General features: G+C 69.6%; 17 protein-coding genes. 6 read left to right on the top strand and 11 right to left on the bottom strand.

Features of this window, described 5'->3' with window-relative positions; genetic code table 11:
• The first annotated feature begins 142 nt into the window (after positions 1–142).
• From HFP15_RS37040 to HFP15_RS37030, 3 genes are all read left to right on the top strand, one after another.
• Positions 143–1,624, top strand: coding sequence for an MFS transporter (locus HFP15_RS37040; RefSeq protein ID WP_312871931.1), 1,482 nt, complete (start codon positions 143–145; stop codon positions 1,622–1,624).
• Positions 1,625–2,043: 419 nt separating this feature from the next.
• The gene (locus HFP15_RS37035) at positions 2,044–2,535 is read left to right on the top strand and encodes a hypothetical protein (RefSeq protein WP_168522329.1); all 492 of its coding nucleotides are present in this window, start codon (positions 2,044–2,046) and stop codon (positions 2,533–2,535) included.
• Positions 2,535–4,679, top strand: a complete 2,145-nt coding sequence (locus HFP15_RS37030; protein ID WP_168522327.1) for a bifunctional polysaccharide deacetylase/glycosyltransferase family 2 protein — start codon at positions 2,535–2,537, stop codon at positions 4,677–4,679. The genes HFP15_RS37035 and HFP15_RS37030 overlap by 1 nt, the downstream gene beginning before the upstream one ends.
• Before the next feature lie 9 nt (positions 4,680–4,688).
• On the opposite strand, the gene HFP15_RS37025 is transcribed toward HFP15_RS37030, so the two are convergent.
• The 3 genes from HFP15_RS37025 to HFP15_RS37015 all read right to left on the bottom strand — a co-directional run bounded on the left by HFP15_RS37025 (position 4,689) and on the right by HFP15_RS37015 (position 7,674).
• Entirely contained in the window at positions 4,689–5,432 is a 744-nt protein-coding gene (locus HFP15_RS37025; protein ID WP_168522325.1) for an SIR2 family NAD-dependent protein deacylase, read from the bottom strand.
• A gap of 16 nt (positions 5,433–5,448) precedes the next feature.
• Complete coding sequence (locus HFP15_RS37020; protein ID WP_376768924.1) at positions 5,449–6,675, bottom strand: L,D-transpeptidase; 1,227 nt, start codon at positions 6,673–6,675, stop codon at positions 5,449–5,451.
• A 129-nt stretch (positions 6,676–6,804) separates the two neighbouring features.
• A complete protein-coding gene (locus HFP15_RS37015) occupies positions 6,805–7,674 on the bottom strand; it encodes a patatin-like phospholipase family protein (protein ID WP_168522321.1) in 870 nt (289 codons plus the stop codon).
• Positions 7,675–7,823: 149 nt separating this feature from the next.
• Here HFP15_RS37015 and HFP15_RS37010 point away from each other — a divergent pair, with 149 nt between their 5' ends.
• Positions 7,824–9,731 carry an acyl-CoA dehydrogenase family protein gene (locus HFP15_RS37010; RefSeq protein WP_168522319.1) on the top strand — a complete coding sequence of 636 codons (1,908 nt, stop codon included), beginning with the start codon at positions 7,824–7,826 and terminating at the stop codon, positions 9,729–9,731.
• Here HFP15_RS37010 and HFP15_RS37005 read toward each other — a convergent pair.
• From HFP15_RS37005 to HFP15_RS36990, 4 genes are all read right to left on the bottom strand, one after another.
• Entirely contained in the window at positions 9,728–10,384 is a 657-nt protein-coding gene (locus tag HFP15_RS37005) for a DedA family protein (protein ID WP_168522317.1), read from the bottom strand. The two genes, HFP15_RS37010 and HFP15_RS37005, sit on opposite strands and share 4 nt — an antisense overlap.
• An 85-nt stretch (positions 10,385–10,469) precedes the next feature.
• The gene (gene lipA / locus HFP15_RS37000; RefSeq protein ID WP_168522315.1) at positions 10,470–11,474 is read right to left on the bottom strand and encodes a lipoyl synthase; all 1,005 of its coding nucleotides are present in this window, start codon (positions 11,472–11,474) and stop codon (positions 10,470–10,472) included.
• Between the two features lie 27 nt (positions 11,475–11,501).
• Complete coding sequence (locus HFP15_RS36995) at positions 11,502–12,446, bottom strand: oxidoreductase (protein ID WP_168522312.1); 945 nt, start codon at positions 12,444–12,446, stop codon at positions 11,502–11,504.
• Positions 12,447–12,464: 18 nt separating this feature from the next.
• Positions 12,465–12,971: a hypothetical protein gene (locus HFP15_RS36990; RefSeq protein ID WP_168522310.1), complete on the bottom strand. Its 507-nt coding sequence runs from the start codon at positions 12,969–12,971 to the stop codon at positions 12,465–12,467.
• A gap of 131 nt (positions 12,972–13,102) precedes the next feature.
• Here HFP15_RS36990 and HFP15_RS36985 point away from each other — a divergent pair, with 131 nt between their 5' ends.
• Positions 13,103–13,705, top strand: a complete 603-nt coding sequence (locus HFP15_RS36985) for a TetR/AcrR family transcriptional regulator (protein WP_168522308.1) — start codon at positions 13,103–13,105, stop codon at positions 13,703–13,705.
• 188 nt (positions 13,706–13,893) lie between these two features.
• Complete coding sequence (locus HFP15_RS36980; protein ID WP_168522306.1) at positions 13,894–14,829, top strand: LLM class F420-dependent oxidoreductase; 936 nt, start codon at positions 13,894–13,896, stop codon at positions 14,827–14,829.
• Positions 14,830–14,890: 61 nt separating this feature from the next.
• Here HFP15_RS36980 and lipB read toward each other — a convergent pair whose 3' ends face one another.
• The 4 genes from lipB to sucB form a co-directional block, all read right to left on the bottom strand.
• A complete protein-coding gene (gene lipB / locus HFP15_RS36975; protein WP_376768923.1) occupies positions 14,891–15,628 on the bottom strand; it encodes a lipoyl(octanoyl) transferase LipB in 738 nt (245 codons plus the stop codon).
• A gap of 10 nt (positions 15,629–15,638) precedes the next feature.
• Positions 15,639–16,253: a phosphatase PAP2 family protein gene (locus HFP15_RS36970; protein WP_312871930.1), complete on the bottom strand. Its 615-nt coding sequence runs from the start codon at positions 16,251–16,253 to the stop codon at positions 15,639–15,641.
• An 11-nt stretch (positions 16,254–16,264) separates the two neighbouring features.
• Entirely contained in the window at positions 16,265–17,134 is an 870-nt protein-coding gene (locus tag HFP15_RS36965; RefSeq protein ID WP_168522304.1) for a TIGR01777 family oxidoreductase, read from the bottom strand.
• A 75-nt stretch (positions 17,135–17,209) separates the two neighbouring features.
• On the bottom strand, positions 17,210–18,259 hold a 1,050-nt coding region (gene sucB, locus HFP15_RS36960), incomplete at its 5' end, for a 2-oxoglutarate dehydrogenase, E2 component, dihydrolipoamide succinyltransferase (RefSeq protein ID WP_168522302.1).

Below are 18,259 nucleotides of genomic sequence, written 5' to 3'. Positions count from 1 at the left end.
GATGCGCCCGAGTTGCGCCCGGGAAGCGCCCGAGTAGGGCTCCGGCAGTGCGCGCGAGTCGGGCCTGAGGAGTGCGCCGCGAGCCAGGCCGTGGCAGCGGCCGAGCCCTGCTTACCCTCGCTAAGCGAGTCAAGATGGGTGAGTGGCGGACACCCGGGAAACCGCCCATGAGCCAGATCCCCGCCGGTGGAAGGCGCTCGCGGTCACATTGGCCGCCGGGTTCATGGGCCTGCTCGACGTCAGCATCGTCAACGTCGCCCTGCCGTCGATCCAACGCGGCATCGGCGCCGACGCGGGCACCGCCCAATGGGTCATCTCCGGCTACGCGCTGACCTTCGGCCTCGTGCTCGTCTCCGGCGGGCGCCTCGGCGACACCTTCGGCCGGCGACGTATGTTCCTCATCGCCCTCGCCGGGTTCGTCGCGACCAGCGCGCTCACCGGCGCCGCCCCCGACGCCACCCTCCTCATCGTCGGCCGCCTCCTGCAGGGCTGTGCCGCGGGCATGCTCACCCCACAGAACTCCGGCCTCATCCAGGACCTGTTCCGCGGCGCCGAGCGCGGCCGCGCGTTCGGCTTGTTCGGCGCGGTCGTCGGCATCTCCACCGCGGTCGGGCCCGTGCTCGGCGGCCTCATCCTGGCCATCTTCGGCGAGCAGGACGGCTGGCGGTGGGTGTTCTACGTCAACGTGCCCATCGGCGTCGTCGCGTTCGTGCTCGCGACGCGTCTCGTCCCGGAGAAACCCGGGCGCCGCACCAGGCTTCGCGACGAGATCGACTTCCTCGGCGTCGCCCTGCTCGGCCTCGCCGTGCTCGGTGTGCTGCTCCCGCTGGTCGAGTCCGAGCAGGGCGGGCTGCGCCGCCTGTGGTGGCTCTTCCCCGCCGCCGTGATCTTCGGCCTGGCGTTCGTCCGGTGGGAGCGCCGCACGGTGCGGCACGGCCGCTCGCCGCTGATGGACATCAGATTGTTCACCTCCACCCCCGGTTACGCGTCCGGCGCGGCGCTCGGCGCCACCTATTTCTGCGGTTTCGCGGGCATCTGGCTCGTGTTCGCGATCTTCTTCCAGCAGGGGCTCGGCTATTCGCCACTGCGGTCCGGCCTGCTGGTCACCCCGTTCGCGATCGGTTCGGCCGTGTCGGCGGCGCTCGCCGGGCGCCTCGTCGCCGGCCTCGGCCGCAAGCTCACCGTCACCGGACTGAGCCTGGTCGCCGTCGGCCTGGTCACCGTGGCGTTGCTGGCCTGGCTCGTCCCCGTCGCCGACATCGGCTGGACGATCATCGCGCCACTGCTCGTCGCCGGCATCGGCGGCGGCATGGTGATCTCCCCGAACACCACATTGACGCTCGAATGCGTGCCGACGCGGATGGCCGGGGTCGCGGGCGGCGCTTTGCAGACGGGACAACGCATCGGTACCGCGATCGGCACCGCCGTGCTCGCCGGGGTCCTGCGTGGCGTGGTCACTTCCTCGGGCGGCGACTACGCCACCGCGCTGTCGGTCGCGATGGTGTGCTCGGTCGGGTTCGTGCTCATCGCGCTGGCGCTCGGAATCTTCGAACTCCGTGCCCGCCGGACACGGCGCTCGGCCGCGCAACTACAGTACGTGACATTGGCTGCTCCATCTGAGTGATCGTTGTCGCCCTGAGGTAGCGCTACGTAGAGCAACCGGGTAAATCTTGTCTCGCCTTCATCATCAAGGGGATTCGCTACGCGCTGTGGCGGCCTGGCTGGCGGTCCGGGGATGGGACCACGAGCCGGGTTATCCGGGGAGTTGCCAGATCCGGTTCCGGATTGGACACGTTCGGTAATCCCGCGCCCTTCGTCGGCGTCCGCGGGGGATCGTGCGGCGGTTCGGGTGCGAAGGCGTTAGCTCGGGTGGGCCTGGACCAGAGGGGGGGAGCCGGGCCCGCCCGAGTCCTCCCGGCAACGATTCCGGCGGGAAATCGCATTCCGCTGAAATTGTCGGGAAATTGCTTTCAGCTGATTTCGGCACCGCAATTCTGATCGACTTTTCATCATTTAAACTTGCCTCCCCGAGCAGGGAGGATCATGACCGACATCGATCTGGAAACGGCGGACACCGTCGAACTGGACACGGTCGACTCCGTGTTCGCCGATCCCTCCGGACGCCGAGGCAGGCTCCTGCGCGGGGTCGTGATCGCTGGGTGCGCCCTGGTGGGCCTGTATGTCGCGGCACTGGTCGCGGCGCTGCTCGGTGCGCCCATCCCGTCGTCGCCACTGCTGCCGCTGCCGGTGGTGAACAACCCCGCCACACCGGCCCCACCGAACGCGGCGCCGCCCGTCGCGCCCGCTCCGGCCGGCCCCGCGACGGTGCCGGGCACGACGCAGGGAGACGTCACGACCTCCGCCAACCCGGATCAGCTCCCGCCCGCGCCGGATATCGCCGGGGCGGTCGCCCTCACCACCGCCGCGGCTCCGGCCCCTGGCGCCGGGACCACCCTCGCCGCCTCCACCAGCCGCAACACCCATGCCCCGTCGGTACCGCCCGGCAAGGACACCTCCACGGGACGCCATCCCTGATGAAACATCGCGTGGCCGCGCCGCCGAGGGCGCATTGGCTGTTGCTGTGCACGGTGCTGGCCTTCACCGTCCTGCTGCTCGCCCTCAACGCCGTCGTGTTCGGCTCGTTCAACGACGACGAGATCGCACCGACCGGCGCCGCGGCGACGGTGCCCTCGGCGATCAGCAACGGTGGCGCGCTGATCGATGCCCGGACGAGCACGCCGGTCGCGCTGCGCCCGCACGACAAGACGATCGCGCTCACCTTCGACGACGGACCCGATCCACAATGGACTCCCGCGGTGCTGGACGTGCTGGCCCGCTACCAGGTGCACGCGACGTTCTTCGAAACGGGGGCACGCGCGGCGCAACACCCGGATCTGGTGCGCCAGGTGCTCGCCGACGGCCACGAGATCGGCAACCACACCATGAGCCATCCGGACCTGCGCGATACCGGCCCGCTGCGGCAGAACCTCGAACTCCAGGCCACCGACCTCGCGCTCGCCCACGCCGCCGGAGTGGTCCCGTCGCTGGTGCGCCCGCCGTACTCGAGCAGCCCGGCCAGCCTCGACGACGCGGAATGGCAGGCGGTGCGGCGCATCGGCGCGGACGGCAGGCTGGTCGTGCTCTCCGATCTCGACTCCGAGGACTGGCGGCAGCCCGGCATGGGCGCCGTCGTGGCCAATGCGACACCACGGGACGGCAAGGGTGCCGTGGTGCTGTTCCACGACGCGGGCGGCGACCGTTCGCAGACCGTCGCCGCGCTCGAACGGCTGATCCCGGCGCTGCAGGCCCAGGGCTGGCGGTTCGACACGGTGAGCGGCGCGGTCGGCGTGACCGGCACGGACTCGCCCGCCGATCTGCGGACGAAGGTCGCGGGCACGGTGTTCGTGTTCGCCGTGCGGCTCAGCCAGTTCGTGGCGGGCTCGCTGACCGTGCTCATGGTCGCGGCCGGCGTGCTCGCGATCGCGCGCATGATCTTCGTGCTCGCCGCGACCGCGGTGCACGTGCGCCGCCGCCCGCGCAAGCGAAAACCGATCCGCGGCCCGGTGACCGTGATCGTGCCCGCCTACAACGAGGAAGCGGGTATCGAGGCCACCATCTCGTCCCTGCTCGCCTCGACGCATCCGGTCGAAGTGATCGTGGTGGACGACGGTTCGACGGACGGCACCGCCGAGATCGTGGAGCGGCTGGTGTCCTCGCGGGTCCGGCTCATCAAGCAGCGCAACGCGGGCAAGGCCGCCGCGCTGAACACCGGGCTCGCCGCGGCGCGCACCGAGCTCGTCGTGATGGTCGACGGCGACACCGTGCTCGACGCCGGGGCGGTGCGCGCCATCGTGCGGCCGTTCGCCGATCCGGACGTCGGCGCGGTCTCCGGCAACGCGAAGGTGGCCAACCGCGGCGGGCTGCTCGGCAAGTGGCAGCACATCGAGTACGTGATCGGGTTCAACCTCGACCGCCGCATGTACGACGTGGGCGAATGTATGCCGACCGTGCCCGGGGCGGTCGGCGCGTTCCGCAGGCGGGCGGTGCTGCGCTGCGGCGGGGTGCCGGTGGACACGCTCGCCGAGGACACCGACCTCACCATGGCGCTGGAACGCGCGGGATGGCGCGTGGTGTACGAGCCGACGGCGATCGCGTGGACCGAGGCACCCGCGACGCTGGGGCAGCTGTGGAAGCAGCGGTACCGGTGGTGCTACGGCACGCTGCAGGCGGTGTGGAAGCACCGTCGGGCCGTGCTGGAACGGGGCACGGGCGGGCGGCTCGGGCGTCGCGGCCTGCCCTACCTCCTGCTGTTCCAGGTGCTGCTTCCCGTGCTGGCGCCGTTCGTGGACGCCGCCGCGATCTTCGGGATGTTCACCCAACGCTGGCCGGTGCTGCTCGGCTACTGGCTGTTCTTCCTTGTGCTGCAGGTCATTCCCGGCATCGTCGCGTTCCGGCTCGACCGCGAGCCGCTGCGCCCGCTGCTGTACCTGGCGGCGCAGCAGGTCGTCTACCGGCAACTGATGTACCTGGTGGTGGTGCAGTCGGTGGTCACCGCCGTGGCCGGTGCCCGGCTGCCGTGGCACAAGCTGCAGCGACGCGGCATCGGGCCGGTTCCCGTGGCGCAGGACGCGGAAGCCGTCACCGAGCCGATCCCGATCCCGGCCCGGCGAGGACACTGATCCCGCCGATCACAGGAGCGCGGGCAGCACCTCGCTGAGCCGGTCGCGCAGCAGGAAATCGGCTATCCCGTCGTACGGGGTTTCGGCGTCGTTGCAGATGATCACCGCAGCTCCGGCGGAGGCCGCGATGGCGACGAGGCCCGCGGCGGGCTCCACGGTCAGCGAGGTACCGGCGGCGATCATCAGATCGCAGGTCATCGCCGCGACCCGCGCACGTTCGAGCACCTCGACGTCCAGCGGCTGGCCGAAGGAGATGGTGGCGGACTTGAGGATCCCGCCGCAGTACTGGCAGTCCGGATCGGCCTCGCCGGCGCGCACCCGGTCCAGCGTCTCGTGCATATCGCGCCGGTCGCCGCAGGACAGGCACACCGACTCGGCGATCGTGCCGTGCAGTTCCAGCACCAGGTCCGGATTCGAGCCCGCCTTCTGGTGCAGGCCGTCGATGTTCTGAGTCAGCAGCGCCGCGAGCTTGCCGCGCCGCTCCAGTTCGACGAAGGCCCGGTGCGCCGCGTTGGGTTCGGCCTGCCACGCCGGGTGGTCCAGCCGGCCCTGCCAGGACTCCTCGCGCACCTCGCGGCTGGCCACGTAGTCGTCGATGTTGGACAACCGCTCCGCCGCGGGATTGCGCGTCCACACCCCTTGCGGGCCGCGGAAGTCCGGGATCCCCGACTCGGTGGAGACCCCGGCTCCCGTCAGCGCCACGATGCGGCTCGCCCCCGCCACCAGCTCCCTGGCCCGTTGCACCGTCGTCATGCCCCCATCATGACCGCTACTTCAGCGCGCTGCCCTGCTGCCACTGGTCCCAGGACAGCGCCCAGTCGCCGTAGAGGTCCCACACCGGGAGTTGCTTGCCGCCCGAGTTGGTCACCTCGACCACGTCGCCGAGGCCCAGGTTGTTGAAGAACCACTGCGCGTTGTCGGCGTTGAGGTTGATGCAGCCGTGCGAGACGTTCGAGCTGCCCTGTGCGCCCACGCTGTTGGGGTTCTCGTGCACGAACTCGCCGTCGTTGGAAATGCGTTCCGACCACTTTTCGTCGGAGCGGTACCAGTTCGGGTCACCCTGACAGACGCCGTAGGTGCACGAGTCCATTGTGTAGGTCTGTGCCTTGAACGAGATGACGTGCGCGCCAAGGTGCGTCGGTGTCGCGTCCTTGCCCATCGAGATCGGCATGGACTTCACCATTTGTCCATTGTGGAAGATCTGCATCTGCTCGGTGTTGCCGTCGGCCTTGGCGATCCACGAATCGTGCACGTGGTAGGTCTCCGTGCGGTCCTCCGCACCGTAGACGCCGTTGCCGAAGTCGACCCCGTAGATCTTCGCCGAAACGGTCAGCGTGGTGCCGGGCTGCCAGTATTCCTTGGGCCGGTAGTGCACGTTCTTGTCGTCGACCCAGTACCACGAGCCCTGCTGCGGCGGGTTCGACTGCACCGACAGCTGCTTTTCCACATCGGCCTTGTTCTTCACCGCGTAGCTGAACTGGAACACGATCGGCTGGCCGACGCCCACCCCGGTCTGCGCGACCGACGACGGCGCCGGGATCAGGTTCGCGTTCGCCTGCTTCGACGGCTTGACCGTCGTCACCTTGCCTTGCTGTTCAACGGTTTTCCCGGACGAGTCGGCGGCGTGCGCGAGCACGGTGTAGGTCGCGCCGTAGCCGAGGACGTCCTTGGAGGTCCACGTGGTCTTGTCCGCCGAGAGCGTGCCGCCGACCTTGCTGCCCTTGTCGCTGTTGCTCACCGTCACGTCGGTCAGCGTGCCGTTGGCCGCCTTGACGACGATCGGGGTGGTCGGGTTGACGTCGGTGGCGTTGGCGGGCTCGATCGACACTGCGACCGCGGGAGCGGCCGGCGAGGTTTGCCCGGAATTACCGGTACCAGAACCATTGCCCGAATTGCCGGAAGTGCACGCCGACAGTGCGAGGACGCCGACCAGCAAAAGTCCGGCGAAAGCGCCGAAGCGGCCTCTTCTGGAAAAAAGTACAGACTTTCTGAACACCATGTGGTCTCTTTTGTGGAGGGTCGGGGGTGGCACGCCTGAGTCTTCAAAACTACCGCCACCGGGTAGACGCCCTCCGGCCCGGCTTGTTGCATCGCAGTGGCGTGCGTCACGACTCGTTTTCCGCGCTCACGCGACCTTTACGCCTGGCCCGCCGTACAGGCCCGGACCGTCCACAGTGAGCTTGTCGAGATAGCTGTTCGCGGCGTCGTACGCGCTGTTCGCGAGCTGATCGGTGTGCCGGAAGTCCAGCGGGCTCATCCGCACCGGCACCGGGCCCGGCAGATACACCACGGGCACCTCCGCCGCCGCGATCGGCGCCTCCAGTACGGCCTGGTTGCGCATGCTGACCATCGCCGTGTACATCAGCACCTCGGCGATCGTGTGCGGCGGGGACGGGATCTGCCCGGGAAACGCGCAGTCGAGCACCACGAGCGACTTCGCGCCCATCGACAACGCCTGCCGCAGCGGCACGTTCGCGACGAGCCCGCCGTCGTACAGTGTGCGGCCTTCGTACTCGACCGCCTGGTAGATCCCGGGGATCGCGGCGCTGGCGAGCAGCGGCGGCAGCAGTTCGCCCTCGGTGATCAGCAACGGTTCGGCCGTATCGACCTCGGTGGCCACGACACCGAGCGGCAGCGCGAGATCCTCGAAGGTCGCGCCGGCGCCCAGTTGCTCGGTGATGATCGAGCTCAGGCCGGTACTGGGAAACAGATGCGTCTTCGCGTGCGCCAGGGTCCGGACCCGGCTGAAAACGCCGCCGGGGAAGGCTTCCTGCCGCGTCATGTGCGCCCACGTCTTGTGCAGCCGCTCGATCGCGTCGGCCGGATCCTTCGCCAGCACGGCACCGTTGAGCGAGCCGACGGACGTGCCGACGACGAGATCGGGCCGCAGGTCGTGTTCGTGCAGCGCGCGCAGCATGCCGACCTGCATGGCGCCGAGGCTTCCGCCGCCGCCGAGCACGAACCCGACGGGTCTGGGCAGGCGCACCTCGGGCATATCCGAATAGTCCCGCGTCGCGCGGCCGGATGCCATCAGTCGTGAGCGGTGTGACTCGACAGGGTGGCGCTGGCGCTACCGATAAGTAACACTGGAGAGTAACGCGCATCACATTGATCTTGACACGGCTCGGCGAGGAGGGCGTGACGATGGCGACTCGAACGAAGGTGACGGAAAAGGAAGCTCGTGCTCTCGCCGAAGAGTCGCGGGAGTCCGGCTGGCACAAGCCCTCCTTCGCCAAGGAGCTCTACCTCGGCCGGTTCCGGCTCGACCTGGTCCACCCGCATCCGCGCGCGACCCCGGAAGCCGAGGCCAAGGCCGAGAAGTTCCTGACGGCCCTGCGCGAGTACTGCGCGACCGTGGACGGCACGGTGATCGAACGCGAGGCGCAGATCCCCGACGAGTACGTCAAGGGACTGGCCGAACTCGGCTGCTTCGGCATCAAGATCCCCGAGTCCTACGGCGGTCTCGGCCTGTCCCAGGTCGCCTACAACCGCGCGCTGATGCTCGTCGGCTCGGTGCATCCGACGCTCGGCGTGCTGCTCTCGGCGCACCAGTCCATCGGCGTCCCGGAGCCGCTCAAGCTCGCCGGAACCCCGGAGCAGAAACAGAAGTTCCTGCCACGCTGCGCCAAGGGCGCGGTCACCGCGTTCCTGCTGACCGAGCCCGACGTCGGCTCCGATCCCGCGCGGCTGGCGACCTCGGCGGTGCCGACCGAGGACGGCGAGGCCTACGAACTCGACGGCGTGAAGCTGTGGACCACCAACGGCGTCGTGGCCGAACTCGTCGTCGTCATGGCGCGGGTGCCCAAATCCGACGGGCACCGCGGCGGCGTGACGGCGTTCATCGTCGAGATGGACACGCCCGGAATCACCGTCGAACGGCGCAACGCGTTCATGGGCCTGCGCGGCATCGAAAACGGCGTGACCCGGTTCCACAAGGTGCGCGTGCCCAAGGAAAACGTCGTCGGCGGTGAAGGCAAGGGCCTCAAGATCGCGCTCGCGACACTGAACACGGGACGGCTGTCGATCCCGTCGATGTGCGCCGGAGCGGGCAAGTGGTGCCTGAAGATCGCGCGCGAATGGTCGGCGGAACGGGTCCAGTGGGGCAAGCCGATCGCCGAGCACGCCGCGGTCGCGAACAAGATCTCGTTCATCGCCGCCACGACGTATGCCATGGAAAGCGTGCAGGAACTGTCCGGGTACATGAGCGACGAGGGCCGCAACGACATCCGGATCGAGGCGGCGCTGGCGAAGCTGTGGGCCAGCGAGATGTCGTGCAAGGTCGCCGACGAGCTGATGCAGATCCGCGGCGGGCGCGGCTACGAGACGGCGGCGTCGCTGGCGGCGCGCGGGGAGCGGGCGGTCGGCGTCGAGCAGCTTGTCCGGGACCTGCGGATCAACCGCATCTTCGAAGGTTCGACCGAGATCATGCACCTGCTGATCGCCCGCGAGGCCGTGGACGCGCACCTGTCCGCGGCCGGGGCGCTCGCCGACGCCGAGGCGGACCTGCAGACCAAGGCGAAGGCCGCGGCCAAGGCGAGCGGCTTCTACGCGAAATGGCTGCCGCAGCTGGTCGGCGGCAAGGGGCAGGTGCCCACGTCGTTCCGCGAGTTCGGCGTGCTGGCCCCGCATCTGCGCTACGTCGAACGCACCGCCCGCAAGCTCGCGCGGTCCACGTTCTACGGCATGGCGCGCTGGCAGGCGGCTCTGGAAAAGCGCCAGGGCTTCCTCGCCCGGATCGTGGACATCGGCGCGGAGCTGTTCGCGATGGCCGCCAGTTGCGTGCGCGCCCAGATGCAGGACACCGACGCCGCACGCGAGCTGGCCGACGTGTTCTGCCGCCAGGCGAAGCTGCGCGTCGAGAACCTGTTCGACGCCCTGTGGGACAACACCGACGACGCCAACGTCGAGCTCACCAAGCAGGTGCTCGGCGGGCGGTACACGTGGCTGGAGGAGGGCATCTTCGACCCGAGCGAAGGCACCGGCCCGTGGATCGCGGACTGGCGGGCCGGGGCCTCCGAGGCCACCAACGTGCACCGGCCCATCAAGAGCTAGGAAGCCTTGCTCTTCGTGTCGGTGTCCTGGTCGACGACCTTCATCGTCTTGCGCTTCTTCCAGCGCAGCAGGAAGAAGACGGCGACCGCGGCCAGGACACCGACGACGATCAGGCCGCCGGTGCTCATGATGCCCTCGATCCGCTTCGCGGCCTCGCCCAGCGCCGCGCCGAGGCTGATGTGCAGCGCCGACCAGCAGAACGCGCCCGCGAACGCGGCCGGGAGGAACTTCCGGTACGGCAGTCCCGAGGTCCCCGCGGCCGCGGGGGTGAGCGTGCGCACCACCGGCAGGAAGCGGGCGAAGAACACCGCCCACGCACCCCGCCGCTGCAGGATGCCGGTGGCCTTGTCCCACGCGTCGACGCCGTAGCGCTGGATCAGCTTCGTCTCGCGCAGCTTCGGTCCCCACCGTCTGCCGATGGCGTAACCGATCGAGTCACCGGCGACGGCACAGACCGTCACCACCGCCCACAGGATCAGGAACCGCGGCACCGTGCTCGCGGTGGTGGCCGCGATCAGCAGCCCCGACTCGCCGGGCGCGAGAAAGCCGAGCCCGATGGTGCATTCGAGGAAGACGAGAGCACCCGTGGCGCCGACCAATGCCGGCTGCGGCAGGTTCTGCAGCCAGTCGAGAACCTCGGTTACCAGCGCCACGTCTCTCCCCTTGTCCGTTTCGCCCGTCTGGTGGGTTCAACGTAACGTGACCGGCACGGTTCCCGGCTCCGGGATCAGCCCTGATTCATCCCCTAGTGAGCAGGCTGCTGGCTTCCTGGGCGGCCGGCCCGGCCTCGGCCAGGTGCGAGAGGTTCTCCGGCAGCGCCTCACCGCGGTGTGCCTTGGTCTGGGCGTAGAGCCGGCCGGCCCGGTACGACGAGCGCACCAGCGGACCGGCCATGACCCCGGCGAAGCCCAGCGTCTCGGCGACGCGCGAGTGCTCGACGAACTCCTCCGGCTTGACCCACCGGTCGATCGGGTGGTGCCGCAGCGACGGGCGCAGGTACTGGGTGATGGTCAGGATCTCGCACCCGGCGTCGACCAGGTCGCGCATCGCGGGCTCGACCTCCTCGGGGGTCTCGCCCATGCCGAGGATCAGGTTCGACTTGGTCACCAGTCCGGCCTCGCGGGCCTTGGTGATGACCTCCAGCGACCGCGCGTACCGGAAGCCGGGGCGGATCCGCTTGAAGATCCGCGGCACCGTCTCGACGTTGTGCGCGAGCACCTCCGGCCGCGAGCCGAACACCTCGGCCAGCTGCGCGGGGTCGGCGTTGAAGTCGGGGATCAGCAGCTCGACGCCGGTGCCGGGGTTGAGCGCGTGGATCTGGCGGACGGTCTCGGCGTACAGCCACGCGCCGCCGTCTTCCAGGTCGTCACGGGCCACGCCGGTGACGGTGGAGTAGCGCAGGCCCATCGCCTGGACGCTCTCGGCGACCTTGCGCGGCTCGCTGGTGTCCAGCGCGGCGGGCTTGCCGGTGTCGATCTGGCAGAAGTCACAGCGGCGGGTGCACTGGTCGCCGCCGATCAGGAAGGTCGCCTCGCGGTCCTCCCAGCATTCGTAGATGTTGGGACAGCCGGCTTCCTCGCAGACCGTGTGCAGGCCCTCCCGGCGCACCAGGCCCTTGAGCTCGGTGAACTCCGGGCCCATCTTGGCCCGCGTCTTGATCCAGGACGGCTTCTTCTCGATCGGGGTCTCACTGTTGCGGACTTCGAGCCGCAGCAGTTTCCGACCTTCAGGCGCAACAGTCACGCGCTCCAGGGTACGCCCGTACTGGCGTTAGGCCGGGTCCGGAGTGATCCCCGTCAGCTTGGCGGTCAGCTCCCACAACGCGGCGCCCGTCCCGTGGTCGAGCGCGGGCCGCAGCGGCTGCACGATCTTCGGATATCCACGCAATTCGCCGGGCCCGGCGGGGCCCACGTAGTCGCCGCCGTTGACGCCCGGCGCGGTGGCCGCGTACAGCTGCGGCAGCGCGCCGGTCCCTACGTTCTGCGCGATCAGCAGGTCGCCGAGGTGGGTCACGCCACCGATGACCGCGCTCACCACCTTGTTCGGGTACGACCGGGCCATCGCCGGGCTGAGTCCGGTCGCGGTGTAACCGGGGTGTGCGGCGACGCTGATCACGTCCTCGCCCGCCGCGCGCAACCTGCGATCCAGCTCGAGCGCGAACACCTGGTTGGCCAGCTTCGACTGGCCGTAGGCGGTACCGGGGTTGTAGCGGCGATGCTCGAAGTTGGGGTCGGCGACGTCCAGTCGCGCACCCCGCGCGGCCAGGCTCGACAACGTGACCACGCGCGGCTCGCGGCCGCCGCGCAGTGCGGGCATGAGCAGCCAGGTGAGCGCGGCGTGCCCGAGGTGGTTGGTGCCGAACTGGAGCTCGAAACCGTCCGCGGTCAGTGCCCTGGGCGTGGCCATCAGGCCCGCGTTGTTCATCAGGATGTCGAGCGCGTCGCCGGTGCTCTCGCGGACCTCGGCGGCCGCGTAACGCACGGAGTCCAGCTCGGCCAGGTCCAGCTGGATCAGCTTGGGTTCGGTCGTGGCGACGCCGTGCACCGCGCGCAGCGCCCGCTCCCCACGCTCGCGGGAGCGGCAGGCGAGCAGAATGCGCGCGCCCGCCGCCGCCAGTGCTTTCGCGCTGAACAGACCAAGTCCCGAGTTCGCACCCGTGACGAGCGCCGTGCGCCCCGTCTGGTCCGGAATATCAGCCGTGGTCCATTTGCGCATGGCCCTTGCTTACTACGTTTACGCGCTGGGCGCGAGCATCTTCAGCAGTTGGCCCACCGGACCGCGGGTGCGGCCGCGGCGGGGCTCCGGGCGCTGCCGCAGCAGCGTCGAAAACGCCGCGCCGACCTTGGTCACCTCGGCGGTGGGCTCGCCCGCTTCGGCGAGGCCCGCGGCGATGGCGAGCATGCGCACCTCGGCCTCGTGCACCGGGCGCAGCGCCGGGGAGCGGTCGAGGTTGGCGTCGAGCACCGCGCGCAATGCGCGGTTGCCGCGGACGGCGGCACGCCAGGCCCGAGTGACCGCGTCCACGTGGTCGTCCTCGCCGAGCAGTTCGGCGCGCAGGTGCCCGCTGAGCACCTGTGTCCACTTGTAGTGCAGCGCGAGCAGCAGTTGCTCCTCGCTGCCGAAAGCCTCTCGCGCGCCACTGACCTCGGCGAACGGCAATGGCCCTTCCGGATCACGGGCGGCCAGCCGCAGCACGGTCTCCATGACGTCCCGTCGGCGGTAGTAGTCGTTCCAGCTCATGAGGGGTACCCCCTTCTGTGACCCCGTACATACTCGCGGTTTGCGGCATACTGTCGGTATGGAACTGACACGGCCAACATACCACGGGTATGTGAAGGGGGCTCTGGCGTAAGCTTGTGAGCGTGGTGACAATGCGGTCCAGGCGAGAAGACTATTCCGAGTCCACCCGGTCGGCGCTCGTGAACAGCGCGGTGGAACTGTTCACGAAACGCGGTTATGCGGGTACCTCGCTCGACGAGGTCGCGAAACGGGCTCGGGTGACCAAAGGTGCGCTGTATCACCATTTCAGTGGTAAGCAGGCCCTCTTCGAAGCCGCTTTCGCGCAAGTGGAAAGTGGTGTTTTCGGTCGTCTGGAAGAAATCATGGACGGCCCGGAACCGCCGTGGGAACGCGCATTACGAGGTCTGCGCGAATTCATTTCCAGCTGCCTCGATCCCGCTTATCAGCGCATTGCCATTCACGAGGCGCCGGTGGTCATGGGATGGGAGCGCTGGCGCGAGGCCGAGGACCGGGCGAGTTTCGGGTTGATCCGCTCCAGCCTGGAGGACCTCATCGAGGCGGGCGAGGTGGACAGCGTGCCCGTGGAGATCACCGCCCGGCTGCTGTTCGGCGCGCTGTCCTCCGCCGCGACCGAGATCGCCAGCTCGCCGGACCCGAAGAAGGTCGGCGCGCAGGTCGAGGGTGTGATCGTGCAGCTGCTCACCCGGGTGCGCCGCACCGGCGAACCCGCGTGAGCGGCCCGCTTCACGGGAAGTAGGTCTTCGCGACCTGCTCGACGAGCGTGGCCTTGGCCTCGTCGACGGGGACCGTGGGCCCGGAGGGGTAATTCACGGTCGTACGTCCCCAGTTCGATCTCGGCCGGAACTTAGCAGGTCGGACGCGTGCCGTCGGCGGTTTCGGAAAACCCTTTAGGGTGGAGCGCGTGGACTTGAGGATCTTCACCGAACCCCAGCAAGGGGCCAGCTACGACGACCTGCTCCGCATCGCGAAGGCGACCGAGGACGGCGGGTTCGACGCGTTCTTCCGTTCCGATCACTACCTGAAAATGGGGGACGGCTCCGGGCTTCCCGGGCCGACCGACGCGTGGATCACCCTGGCCGGTCTCGCCCGCGAGACCTCGCGTGTCCGCCTGGGCACGCTCGTCACCGCCGCCACGTTCCGGCACCCGTCGGTACTGGCGATCTCCGTGGCGCAGGTGGACCAGATGTCGGGCGGGCGCGTCGAGTTCGGGCTCGGCTCGGGCTGGTTCGCCGACGAGCACACCGCCTACGGGCTGGCGCTGCCGCCGATGAAGGAGCGCTTCGACCGCTACGCCGAGCAGCTGGAGATCGTCACCGGACTGTGGGAGACGCCGGTCGGGGAGACGTTCAGCTTCCAGGGCGAGTACTACCGGCTGGAGAATTCGCCCGCGCTGCCGAAGCCCGCGCAGACCCCGCGCCCGCCGGTGATCATCGGCGGTGCGGGCAAGAAGCGCACCCCGCAGCTGGCGGCGCGGTACGCCGACGAGTTCAACCTGCCCTTCGTCGACAGCGCGACCGCGGCCGCACAGTTCGAGCGGGTGGACGTCGCGGCCCGCGCCGCAGGCCGCGACCCGAAGGAGATCACCCGGTCGATCGCGCAGGTCGTGTGCGTCGGCCGCGACGACACCGAACTGTCCCGTCGCGCGGCCGCCATCGGGCGCGAGGTGGCGGAGCTGAAGGAGAGCGGCCTCGCCGGCAGCCCGGCCGAGGTGGTCGACAAGATCGGCCGCATCCGCGAGGAAACCGGGATCACCAGGTTGTACCTGCAGGTGCTGGACATCGCCGACCTGGACCACCTGGAGGTCATCGCCTCCGACGTGGCCCCCAAGCTCGACTGAAAACCGATGAGAGACCCGCTCCTGGCCGTGTACGCCAGGAGCGGGTCCCGCACGGCATGCGTTACGGCTGCAGTGCGAAGGTGACGCCCGCGGCCTTCGGCGCCTCGGGCCGTGGCAGCCAGCGATCGTCGGTCACCGGGAGGTCGCCTTCCAGTGCGGCCAGCACCGCGTCGCTGGCCAGCGGGAGTGCTTCGGCCACCGTGACGTCGCGGTCCAGTTCCCGCGACAACGACGTCGTGCCGACGTCCCGGATGCCGCACGGGATGATCTTGTCGAACGCGCTGAGGTCGGCGTTGCAGTTCAGCTCGAAACCGTGCATCGTCACGCCGCGCTGCACCCGGATGCCGATCGCGGCGATCTTGCGTTCCGGGCCGCGGTCGTCGGCAGGCACCCACACGCCGCTGCGGCCTTCGACCCGGCCGGTGTGCACCCCGAGCTGATCGCACACGGTGATCAGCGCCTCCTCGATGCGCCGCACGTAGTGCACGACGTCGATCGGGTCGCCCAGCTTGATGATCGGGTAGCCGACGAGCTGGCCCGGGCCATGCCAGGTGATCTTGCCGCCACGGTCGACGTCGATCACCGGGGTGCCGTCGGCGGGCCGGTCCTCCGGCTCGGTGCGCTTGCCCGCGGTGTAGACCGACGGGTGCTCCAGCAGCAGCATCGTGTCCGGCCCCGCGCCGTCCGCGCGAGCGTTCACATACGTCCGCTGCAACTCCCACGCCTCGAGGTAGTCAATCGTGCCGATCGGGCGGACGTCGACCGGATCTGCACTGGCGCGGCAAGACTTGGCACTCACATCTGGCAGGCTACGCCGCGCACGCCCGCGCGGACACCGGCTTCGGTAGGAGCCGCAGCACACTCGCGGCGACGAGTCCGACACCGAGCACACCCAGCACACCGCCCACGGTGTCGGTCAGCCAGTGCACGCCCAGCAGCAGCCGCGTGAACGCCACGAGCAATGTCGCGGCACCGGCGGTGATCGCGACCCACCGGACCAGCTTCGGCGCGAGCCACACGCACAGCAGCACCGCCGCCAGCCCGGCGCTCGCGATCGACACCACATGCCCGCTGGGGTAGGAGAACTGCGCGTAGCTGCGCGGGCGTTGCCGGATGAACAGCGGCTTGCCGAGCCAGCTGACACACCGGCCCGACGCGTAGACGGCCAGCGCCCGCAGCGCGATCCCGGCCTCGTGCCGGGCCCGCCGGTACCAGGCGAGTGCGGCGCCCAGCAGCACGCCGATCATGAGCACGGACGGCAGCAGGAGGCCCAGCACGTCGCTCACGATCGTCGTGACCTGACCCAGCGTTCCCCGCCACAGCCCCTGGAACGCACCGGCGACCGACATGTCGACACCCAGTGGATGCTTGGCCACGGCGAAGCCGAGCGCGACGAACAGTCCGAGGCCGACGATCCCGGACACGAGCCAGCGGATCAAAGCGCCGCCGCCAGCGCGGAGTCCAAAGTGGTGTGTGTGAAGGTGAACCCGGCCTTGGTCAGCACGGCGGGCACGACCCGCAGCGACACCAGCGCCATCTCCTCCGCGGTCTCGCCGAGTGCGGTGCGCAGCGCGATCCCGGGCACCCACCACGGCGTCGGCCGGTGCAGCACCCGCCCGAGCGCCTTGGTGAACTCCGCGTTCGTCGCCGGTTCCGGATTGCACATGTTCACCGGGCCGGAGACCGACTCGTGCTCCAGCAGGAACTGGATCGCGGCGACCTGATCGGCCAGGCTGATCCACGGCATGTACTGCTGCCCGTTGCCCAGCCGCCCACCGAGACCGAGGAAGAACAGCGGCTTGAGCGGGCCCAGCAGGCCGCCGTGCCCGCTGAGCACCAGGCCGGTCCGCAGCCGCACCACCCGAGCGCCCGAACGTGCCGCCGGTCCGGTCGCGCTTTCCCACGCCTGGCACAACCCGGCGAGGAAACCCTCGCCGTGGGGTGCGCTCTCGTCGGTGATCCGGCTGCCGGTGTCGCCGTAGAAGTTGACGCCCGACGCGTTGATCATCGTGGCGATGCCGCGTTCGGCGACGGCCTCGGCGAGCACCTCGGTCGGCTCGATCCGGCTGTCCACGATCATCTGTTTGCGTGCCGCGCTCCACCGCAGGCCCATCGGCGACCCGCACAGGTTGATCACCGCGTCCACGCCGTCCAGCGCGTGCTCGTCGATCCGGCCCGAAGGCGGATCCCAGGAGAACTCACCGCCGCCACGCGTGAGCCTTCGCACGTCGTGCCCGGCTTCGCGCAGAGTTTTGGTCAGCGGTGTGCCGATCAGTCCATGCGATCCGGCGACGAGTACACGCATGGCAACACCTTAAGCACAAGAAGCACAGAGGCGCGCCGCGAGGATCCGCGACGCGCCCCTGAGGCTGTACTTCGGCTACAGACCCAGCTCGTCCTCGAACTGGCCCTCTTCCAGGCGCTGCTTGATCGTGGTCAGGAACCGGCCCGCGTCGGCGCCGTCGATCAGGCGGTGGTCGTAGGTCAGGGCGAGGTAGGCCATCGACCGGATGGCGATGGTGTCCTGCCCGTCCGCGTCGGTGATCACGACCGGCCGCTTCACGACCGAGCCGACGCCCAGGATCCCGGACTGCGGCTGGTTGATGATCGGCGTGTCGAACAGGGCGCCGTTGCTGCCCAGGTTGGTCACCGTGAAGGTGCCGCCCGACAGCTCGTCCGGCTTGATCTTGTTCGCGCGCGTGCGGGACGCGACGTCCGCGATCGCCCTGGCGAGGCCGGCCAGGTTCAGCTCGCCGGCGTTGTGGATGACCGGGGAGATCAGGCCCTTCTCGGTGTCCACCGCGACGGCGAGGTGTTCCTCGCCGAAGTAGGTGATCTCCTTGGACTCCTCGTTGAGGTAGGCGTTGACGTTCGGGTGCTGCTTGAGCGCCTCGACGGTCGCCTTCGCGAAGAACGGCAGGAACGTCAGCTTGACGCCCTCACGCTCGGCGAAGCCGGCCTTGGCCTGCTGGCGCAGCCGGGCGATCCTGGTGACGTCGACCTCGAACACCTGGGTGAGCTGAGCCGAGGTCTGCAGCGACTCGCGGGTGCGCTGCGCGATGACCTGGCGGATCCGGTTCGCCTTCTGCACGGTGCCCCGCAGTGCGGCCAGCTCGGGCGACGGTGCCGCCGGCGCCGGGGCACTCGGACGCTGCGGGGCGGGTGCGGCCGGAGCCTGCGCCGCGGGTGCGGGCGCCTGCTCCTTCTGCTTGGCCTCGGCGGCGGCGAGCACGTCCTGCTTGCGGATGCGGCCACCCACGCCACTGCCGGTCAGCGTCGCCAGGTCGATGCCGTGCTCGGTGGCGAGCTTGCGGACCAGCGGCGTGACGTACGGGGTGCCGCCGTGGCCGTCGGCCTCGGCCGGGGCCTTCGGCGCGGGCGCCTGCGGGGCGGATGCCTGCGGGGCGGGCGCCGGAGCCGGGGGCGGCGT

Origin of the sequence: Amycolatopsis acididurans, assembly GCF_012328925.1 — a bacterium.
Classification (GTDB): Bacteria; Actinomycetota; Actinomycetes; order Mycobacteriales; family Pseudonocardiaceae; genus Amycolatopsis_E; species Amycolatopsis_E acididurans.
This window is presented reverse-complemented; position numbering and strand designations above follow the sequence as displayed.

Excerpts from the sequence above, each read along its gene's own strand:
- HFP15_RS37035 (WP_168522329.1), top strand. The coding sequence starts at position 2,044 with ATGACCGACATCGATCTGGAAACGGCGGACACCGTCGAACTGGACACG.
- HFP15_RS37030 (WP_168522327.1), top strand. The coding sequence starts at position 2,535 with ATGAAACATCGCGTGGCCGCGCCGCCGAGGGCGCATTGGCTGTTGCTG.
- HFP15_RS37025 (WP_168522325.1), bottom strand. The coding sequence starts at position 5,432 with ATGACGACGGTGCAACGGGCCAGGGAGCTGGTGGCGGGGGCGAGCCGC.
- HFP15_RS37015 (WP_168522321.1), bottom strand. The coding sequence starts at position 7,674 with ATGCCCGAGGTGCGCCTGCCCAGACCCGTCGGGTTCGTGCTCGGCGGC.
- HFP15_RS37010 (WP_168522319.1), top strand. The coding sequence starts at position 7,824 with ATGGCGACTCGAACGAAGGTGACGGAAAAGGAAGCTCGTGCTCTCGCC.
- HFP15_RS36995 (WP_168522312.1), bottom strand. The coding sequence starts at position 12,446 with ATGCGCAAATGGACCACGGCTGATATTCCGGACCAGACGGGGCGCACG.
- HFP15_RS36990 (WP_168522310.1), bottom strand. The coding sequence starts at position 12,971 with ATGAGCTGGAACGACTACTACCGCCGACGGGACGTCATGGAGACCGTG.
- HFP15_RS36985 (WP_168522308.1), top strand. The coding sequence starts at position 13,103 with ATGCGGTCCAGGCGAGAAGACTATTCCGAGTCCACCCGGTCGGCGCTC.
- HFP15_RS36965 (WP_168522304.1), bottom strand. The coding sequence starts at position 17,134 with ATGCGTGTACTCGTCGCCGGATCGCATGGACTGATCGGCACACCGCTG.